Here is a 6,640-nt window from a genome sequence, read left to right as displayed (position 1 = left end):
ACGACACGAACACCAAGGTCAACCCGCCCCTACGGACCAAGGCCGACGTCGAGGCCCTCCGTCGCGGCCTGGCCGACGGGGCGGTTGACGCCATCGTCACCGACCACGCCCCGCACCACGTCGACGACAAGGACGTCGAGTACGACTACGCCGCCTTCGGCATCGTCGGCCTGGAGACGGCCGTCGGCCTGATCTTCTCGGAGCTCGTCGCCAAGAAGGTGATCACCGCCGCGCTGGCCATCGAGAAGCTGACCTCCGGCCCGGCCGGCGTCCTCGGACTCCCCAAGGGGACCCTGTCGCTGGGGGCCGAGGCCGACCTGACGATCATCGACCCGTCCGCCCAGTGGACCGTGAACCCGGCCGAGTTCGCCTCCCGCAGCCGCAATACCATCTTCAGCGGCTGGGAGCTGACCGGCCGGCCGGCGATGACCATCGTCGCCGGGGCCATCGTGGCCGAGGACGGGGTCCTCAAGACCTGATCCAGAAGGCCTCCGCGAAGCCTCTTGACAGGTAGGCCGTGAGGATGCATCATAGTGCATAAAGATGCAAACAGGCCGTATATTTATGCCGAATAGCGAGAGGTGACGGCGGGCAAGCCGGGGCCAGAGGACGAGACGAGCCGAAGGATCGGCGCGACCGGCGGCGGCACCGGAGAGAGAGGAGCGGGTGAGGATGATCGGGCGTTTGGTGCTCGAAGATGGGACGGCCTTCGAGGGCGAGGCTTTCGGAGCAACCCGGGAGCAGAAAGGCGAGGTTGTCTTCAACACCGGGATGACCGGCTATCAGGAGGTCCTGACCGACCCGTCCTACTGTGGGCAGATCGTCACGATGACTTACCCACTGATCGGGAACTATGGTCTGAACGGACGGGCGGTCGAGTCGAGACGCCCGTGGGTCAAAGGCTTCTTGGTCAGCCAATACTGCCATCACCCCAGCCACCGCGAGTCCACCGGGACCATCGACGAGTACCTCACCGAACAGGGGATCATGGGTCTGGCCGGCCTGGATACCAGGGCCCTGACCAAGCATCTCCGGGAACGGGGGACGATGCTCGGCATCCTGACCACCGCCCACCGGACCGTCGACGAACTGGCCCATGAAGCCCGGGCGACCCGCCTCGAGGGGCTCGTCGGTGAGGTCAGCACGCCCCGGCCCTACCACGTCTTCGGCGATGGCCCGCGGGTCGTCGTCCTCGACTTCGGCGTCAAGTACAACATCCTCCGGTCGCTCCAGGCCTACGATTGCGACACGGTGGTCGTACCGGCCGCCACCGGGGCCGAGGACATCCTGGACTTCAGGCCGGATGCCGTCCTCCTGTCCAACGGCCCCGGGGACCCGAAGGACGTCCCGATGGCCGTAAAGACCGTCCGCGAGCTCATCGGCCGGGTCCCCATCTTCGGGATCTGTCTCGGTCACCAGTTGCTGGCCTTGGCCCTCGGGGCGGACACCTACAAGTTGAAGTACGGTCACCGGGGGGCCAACCATCCGGTCAAGGACCTCGCCGCCGACCACGTCCGCATCACCACCCAGAATCACGGCTACGCCGTCGACGAGAGTAGCCTCGACGGGACCGGCCTCTTGGTCACCCACCGCAACCTCAACGATGAGACGGTCGAGGGCCTGCGCCATGAGAAGTACCGGGCCTTCGGGGTCCAGTACCACCCCGAAGCGGCCCCCGGCCCACGCGACTCGACTCAGCTTTTCGGCCAGTTCCTGGCCATGGCCGGTCGGGCTTGACCGGAGGGGGAGGGCCTTTGTCGCGCCGTCCCGGTCCACGAAAGGTACTGGTCATCGGTTCCGGTCCCATCGTCATCGGTCAGGCCGCCGAGTTCGACTACGCCGGCACCCAGGCCTGCCGATCGCTGGCTGAGGAAGGCATCGAAGTCGTCCTGGTCAACTCGAATCCGGCGACGATCATGACCGACCCGGAGACTGCCCATCGCGTCTACATCGAGCCGTTGACCGCCCAGTGCGTGGCCGAGATCATCCGGAAGGAGCGGCCGGACGGGCTCTTGGCCACCCTCGGCGGGCAGGTCGGGCTGAACCTGGCGGTCGAGCTGTCCCAGGCGGGGGTCCTCGAGGAGGTTGGGACATCCCTCCTCGGGACCCCTCTTGATTCCATCCGCAAGGCCGAGGACCGACGGCTCTTCAAGGAGACGATGCGGGCCATCGGCGAGCCGGTCCCGGCCAGCGGCATCGTCGACGACCTCGGTGAGGCCAAGCGACTGGCCCGCCGCCTTGGCTTTCCGGTCATCGTCCGTCCGGCCTTCACCCTCGGCGGCACCGGCGGGGGCATCGCCGAGAACCCTGAGGAGCTGGCCCTGGCCGCCTCCAAGGGGCTTCGGGCCAGCCCCATCGGACAGGTTCTGATCGAGAAGAGCCTGGCCGGCTGGAAAGAGATCGAGTACGAGGTGATGCGGGACGGCAAGGGCAACTGCATCACCGTGTGCAATATGGAGAACATCGACCCGGTCGGCATCCACACCGGCGACAGCCTGGTCGTCGCTCCCAGCCAGACCCTGTCCGACCCCGACTATCAACGGCTCCGCTCGGCGTCGCTGCGGATCATCGAGGCCCTCGGCCTGGAGGGCGGCTGCAACATGCAGTTCGCCCTGAGCCCGAGGACCGACGAGTACCACGTCATCGAGGTCAACCCCCGGGTCAGCCGGTCGAGCGCCCTGGCTTCCAAGGCCACCGGCTACCCGATCGCCTTCATCGCCGCCAAGATCGCCGCCGGGTTGACCCTCGACCAGATCAGGAACCCGGTCACCGGGAACACCTACGCCTGCTTCGAACCGGCCCTCGACTACGTCGTGGTCAAGCTGCCCCGCTGGCCGTTCGACAAGTTCGGTACGGCCGACCGGGTCCTCGGCCCGCAGATGAAGGCCACCGGCGAAGTGATGGCCATCGACCGGACCTTCGAAGGGGCCCTCCTGAAGGCCGTGCGATCGCTGGAGATCGGCCCGCGTGGCCTGATTCTCCCGTCCCTGGCCGTGGTCGCCGAGGAACGTCTGGCCGAGCGGCTCGAGAGGGCCGACGACGAACGCCTCTTCGTCCTGGCCGAGGCCTTGCGCCGCGGCTGGGAGGTCGACCGGGTGGCCGCCCTTTCGGGGGTCGACCCCTTTTTTGTGGCCAAGATCGCCGGGATCATCCGGGGCGGAGGGGCGGCCGGAGGGCTGGCCGTTGGAGGCTCGGCCCGGGTCGGCGGGGTCCCGGTGTACAAGATGGTCGATACCTGCGCGGCCGAGTTCGAGGCCAGGACACCCTATTATTACTCGTGCCACGAGGAGACCGACGAGGCGGTCGTGGAGGCGCGGCCCAAGGCCCTCGTCATCGGGTCCGGGCCGATCCGGATCGGCCAGGGGATCGAGTTCGACTACTGCTCGGTCCACGCGGTGAGGACCCTCCGCGAGGAAGGCTACCAGTCGGTGATCATCAACAACAACCCGGAGACCGTCTCCACCGATGCCAGCGTCTCCGACCGGCATCGGGGGCGACCATCCTCGGCACGGGCGTCGATGGGATCGACATGGCCGAGGACCGCGGGCGTTTCGATGACCTCCTGGCCGGCCTGGGGATTCCCAGACCGCCCGGCCGGATGGCGGCTTCGCCCGAGGAGGCCCGGCGGGCCGCGGCCGAAGTCGGCTTCCCCGTGCCGGTCAGACCGTCATACGTCCTCGGCGGCCGGGCGATGGAGATCGTCCACGATTCCGGCGAGCTCGATGACTACCTGACCTTCACGGCGGTGGTCTCGCCCGACCACCCGGCGCTGGTGGACCGCTACGTCGAGGGTAGGGAGGTCGAGGTCGACGCCATCGCCGACGGCTCCGAGGTGCTCGTGGCCGGGGTGATGGAGCATGTCGAGCGGGCCGGGGTCCACTCCGGCGACAGCATCGCCGTCAACCCCCCGCGGAACCTGAGCCGGGCAGTCATCGACCGGGTCGTCGACCACACCACCCGGATGGCGCTGGCCCTGGGGGTGCGGGGGCTGATCAATGTCCAGTTCGTCGTGGCCGGCGACGAAGCCTACGTCATCGAGGCCAACCCCCGGTCAAGCCGGACGGTGCCATTCCTGAGCAAGGTCACCGGGCTTCCCCTGGTTGGATTGGCCACCCGGGTGGCCCTGGGCCGGGACCTGAGGTCCCTCGGGTACCGGGGGGGACTCTGGCCCGCGCCGCCGTATGTGGCGGTGAAGGCCCCGGTCTTCTCCTGGTCAAAGCTGACCACCGTCGACACCTCCCTGGGCCCGGAGATGAAGTCGACGGGCGAGGTGATGGGTCTCGACCGGGACTTCGCCGGCGCTCTCTACCGGGCACTGGTGGCGGCCGGGGTGAGGGTGCCGGCGGGAGGGACCATCCTGGCCACCGTGGCCGACCGGGACAAGGCCGCCGCCCTGCCGCTCCTCGGCCGGTTCGCCGACCTCGGCTTCCAGCTGATGGCCACCGCCGGGACGGCGGGAGCCCTGGCGGCGGCGAAGATCCGGGCGACCCGGGTCAGTAAGATAGGCGAGGCCGGGCCCAACCTCCTCGAAGAGATCCAGGCCGGTCGGGTCGACCTGGTCATCAATACGCTGACCAAGGGGAAACGCCCGGAGCGGGACGGGTTCCGCATCCGCCGGGCGGCCGTCGAGTACGGCTTACCCTGCCTGACCTCTCTGGACACGGCCGCGGCCCTGGCCGAGGTGCTCGAGGCCGGCCTGCCGGGGCGGCCGTTCGCCCCGCGGGCCCTCCAGGACTACCTGAACGAGAAGAGGGTGGATGATGGTTTCGCTGGATAAAGCGCCGATCGTGGAGAGCGGCCCGGCCGGCCCTTCGTACCGCCGACTGCGACTCAAAGCCCCGGAAGTGGCCCGCTCGGCCGAGCCGGGGCAGTTCCTCCACATCCGGTGCGCACCCCCGGACCGCCTGGATCCCTTACTCAGGCGTCCGCTGAGCCTGCATCGGATCGACCCGGCCGGGGAGTGGATCGAGGTCCTCTTCCGGGTGGTCGGGCGGGGGACAAGCTACCTGGCCGGGCTTCGGCCCGGCGACGTGGCCGACGTCATCGGGCCCCTGGGACGCGGCTTTCCGACCGACCTCGGGCCGGGAGCAAAACCGATCATCGTCGGCGGCGGGATCGGGGTGGCTCCGCTGGTCGCCCTGGCCGAACGGTTCCGGGGGCGGGGGACACCGGCCCTGGTTCTGGTCGGGGCGCAGACCGCCGCCGGTCTGGCGGCCCTCGATGTCCTGGGGGAGGCGGCCGATGAGCTCCTCGTCACCACCGATGACGGGTCTTCCGGCCGGCCGGGGTTCGTCACCGAGGCCCTGGGCGAGCGGCTCACCGGCGAACCGGCCGCGGTCATCTATGCCTGCGGGCCGGAGGCCATGCTCCAGCGGGTCCAGGGGATGGTCGGGACCCGCCGCGCCTACTTCTCCCTGGAAACCCGGATGGCCTGCGGCGTCGGGGCCTGCCTCGGCTGCGCCGTGCGGGCGTCCGGGGCTGGACCCGGCTATCTCCGGGTCTGTCACGACGGCCCGGTCTTTGGCGCCCGGGAGGTGATCATCGGTGGCTGATTTAGGGCTGACCATCGCCGGGGTGGCTCTGAAGAACCCGGTCATGACCGCCTCCGGGACCTTCGGCTACGGCCGAGAGTACGGGTGCTTCTTCCCGCTGAACCGGCTAGGGGCCGTGGTCACCAAGGGGATCACCCTCGAGCCGAGGGCGGGCAACCCCGGGCCGCGGGTGGTTGAGACCCCGGCCGGGATGCTCAACTCCATCGGCCTCCAGAACCCCGGGGTTGACGGGTTCATCGCCGACGAGCTACCCTCGATGCGGGAGGCGGGCGTGCCGGTCATCGTCAACGTCTCGGGCCACTCACCCGCCGAGTACGGCGAGGTGGCCGCCCGGCTTGACGGCCTCGAGGGGGTCTCGGCTCTGGAGATCAACGTCTCCTGCCCCAACGTCGACCAAGGCGGGATGGCCTTCGGGGTCGACCCGCGGTCGGTGGCCGAGGTGGTCGCCGGGTGCCGCCGGCGGACCCGGTTGCCCCTGATCACCAAGCTCACCCCGAACGTGACCAGCCTGGCTCCGGTCGCGAGGGCGGCCGTGGAGGCCGGAACGGACGCCGTCTCGCTCATCAACACGCTGGTCGGGATGGTCATCGACGTGGTCTCCCGCCGCCCCGTCCTGGCCCGGGGGGCCGGCGGGCTGTCCGGACCGGCCATTCGACCGGTGGCCGTGCGGGCCGTCTACGAGGTGGCCGCGGCCATCGAGGTGCCGGTCATCGGCCTCGGCGGGATCGTCACCGCCGAGGACGCCCTGCAGTTCATCATGGCCGGGGCCTCGGCGGTGGCGGTCGGCACGGCCCTGTTTGCCGACCCGCTGGCCGCCTGCCGGGTCGTCGAAGGCTTGGCCGCTTGGTGCGACGGGCAAGGGGTGAGCTGGATCGGTGAGATCGTCGGCGCCGCGAACCCCGCCTTCAGGGGACGGCGGCCGGGGAGGATGACGGAGTGCTGAGGAGTCCGAAGGGTGGCGAACGCCTCATCGTCGCCGCCGATGTCCCGAACCTTGACGGGGCGCGGCGACTCATCGAGCTTGTGGGCGACCGGGTGGGTTGGTTCAAGGTCGGGATGGAACTCTTCACGGCCGCCGGCCCGCGGGC

5 protein-coding genes and 1 pseudogene are annotated in these 6,640 nt (G+C 69.5%); all 6 read left to right on the top strand.

The genetic code is table 11. The features are described 5' to 3' along the window. Nucleotides 1-479: amidohydrolase family protein (locus tag VGL40_14310; protein HEY3316435.1), on the top strand; the 479-nt coding region annotated here is incomplete at its 5' end. A 193-nt stretch (nt 480-672) separates the two neighbouring features. Continuing rightward, on the top strand, nt 673-1,737 hold the full coding sequence (carA, locus tag VGL40_14305) for a glutamine-hydrolyzing carbamoyl-phosphate synthase small subunit (GenBank protein HEY3316434.1): 1,065 nt from the start codon (nt 673-675) through the stop codon (nt 1,735-1,737). Between the two features lie 17 nt (nt 1,738-1,754). Then, nucleotides 1,755-4,777 (top strand): annotated as a pseudogene (gene carB, locus VGL40_14300) (carbamoyl-phosphate synthase large subunit). Then, nucleotides 4,758-5,552 carry a dihydroorotate dehydrogenase electron transfer subunit gene (locus tag VGL40_14295; GenBank protein ID HEY3316433.1) on the top strand — a complete coding sequence of 265 codons (795 nt, stop codon included), beginning with the start codon at nt 4,758-4,760 and terminating at the stop codon, nt 5,550-5,552. Before carB ends, VGL40_14295 begins: the two are co-directional and overlap by 20 nt. Next, the gene (locus tag VGL40_14290; GenBank protein HEY3316432.1) at nt 5,545-6,495 is read left to right on the top strand and encodes a dihydroorotate dehydrogenase; all 951 of its coding nucleotides are present in this window, start codon (nt 5,545-5,547) and stop codon (nt 6,493-6,495) included. The genes VGL40_14295 and VGL40_14290 overlap by 8 nt, the downstream gene beginning before the upstream one ends. Further along, nucleotides 6,489-6,640 (top strand): orotidine 5'-phosphate decarboxylase / HUMPS family protein (locus VGL40_14285; protein HEY3316431.1); only part of this gene is annotated, 152 nt, incomplete at its 3' end. The genes VGL40_14290 and VGL40_14285, both read left to right, overlap by 7 nt.

This window comes from Bacillota bacterium, assembly GCA_036504675.1.
GTDB lineage: Bacteria > Bacillota > Sulfobacillia > JAJYWN01 > JAJZPE01 > DASXUT01.
The sequence above is the reverse complement of the archived record's forward strand: the minus strand, read 5'-3'. Positions and strand labels throughout refer to the sequence as shown.

Coding starts and splice junctions, on each gene's coding strand:
- carA (HEY3316434.1), top strand. CDS start 673: ATGATCGGGCGTTTGGTGCTCGAAGATGGGACGGCCTTCGAGGGCGAG.
- VGL40_14295 (HEY3316433.1), top strand. CDS start 4,758: ATGATGGTTTCGCTGGATAAAGCGCCGATCGTGGAGAGCGGCCCGGCC.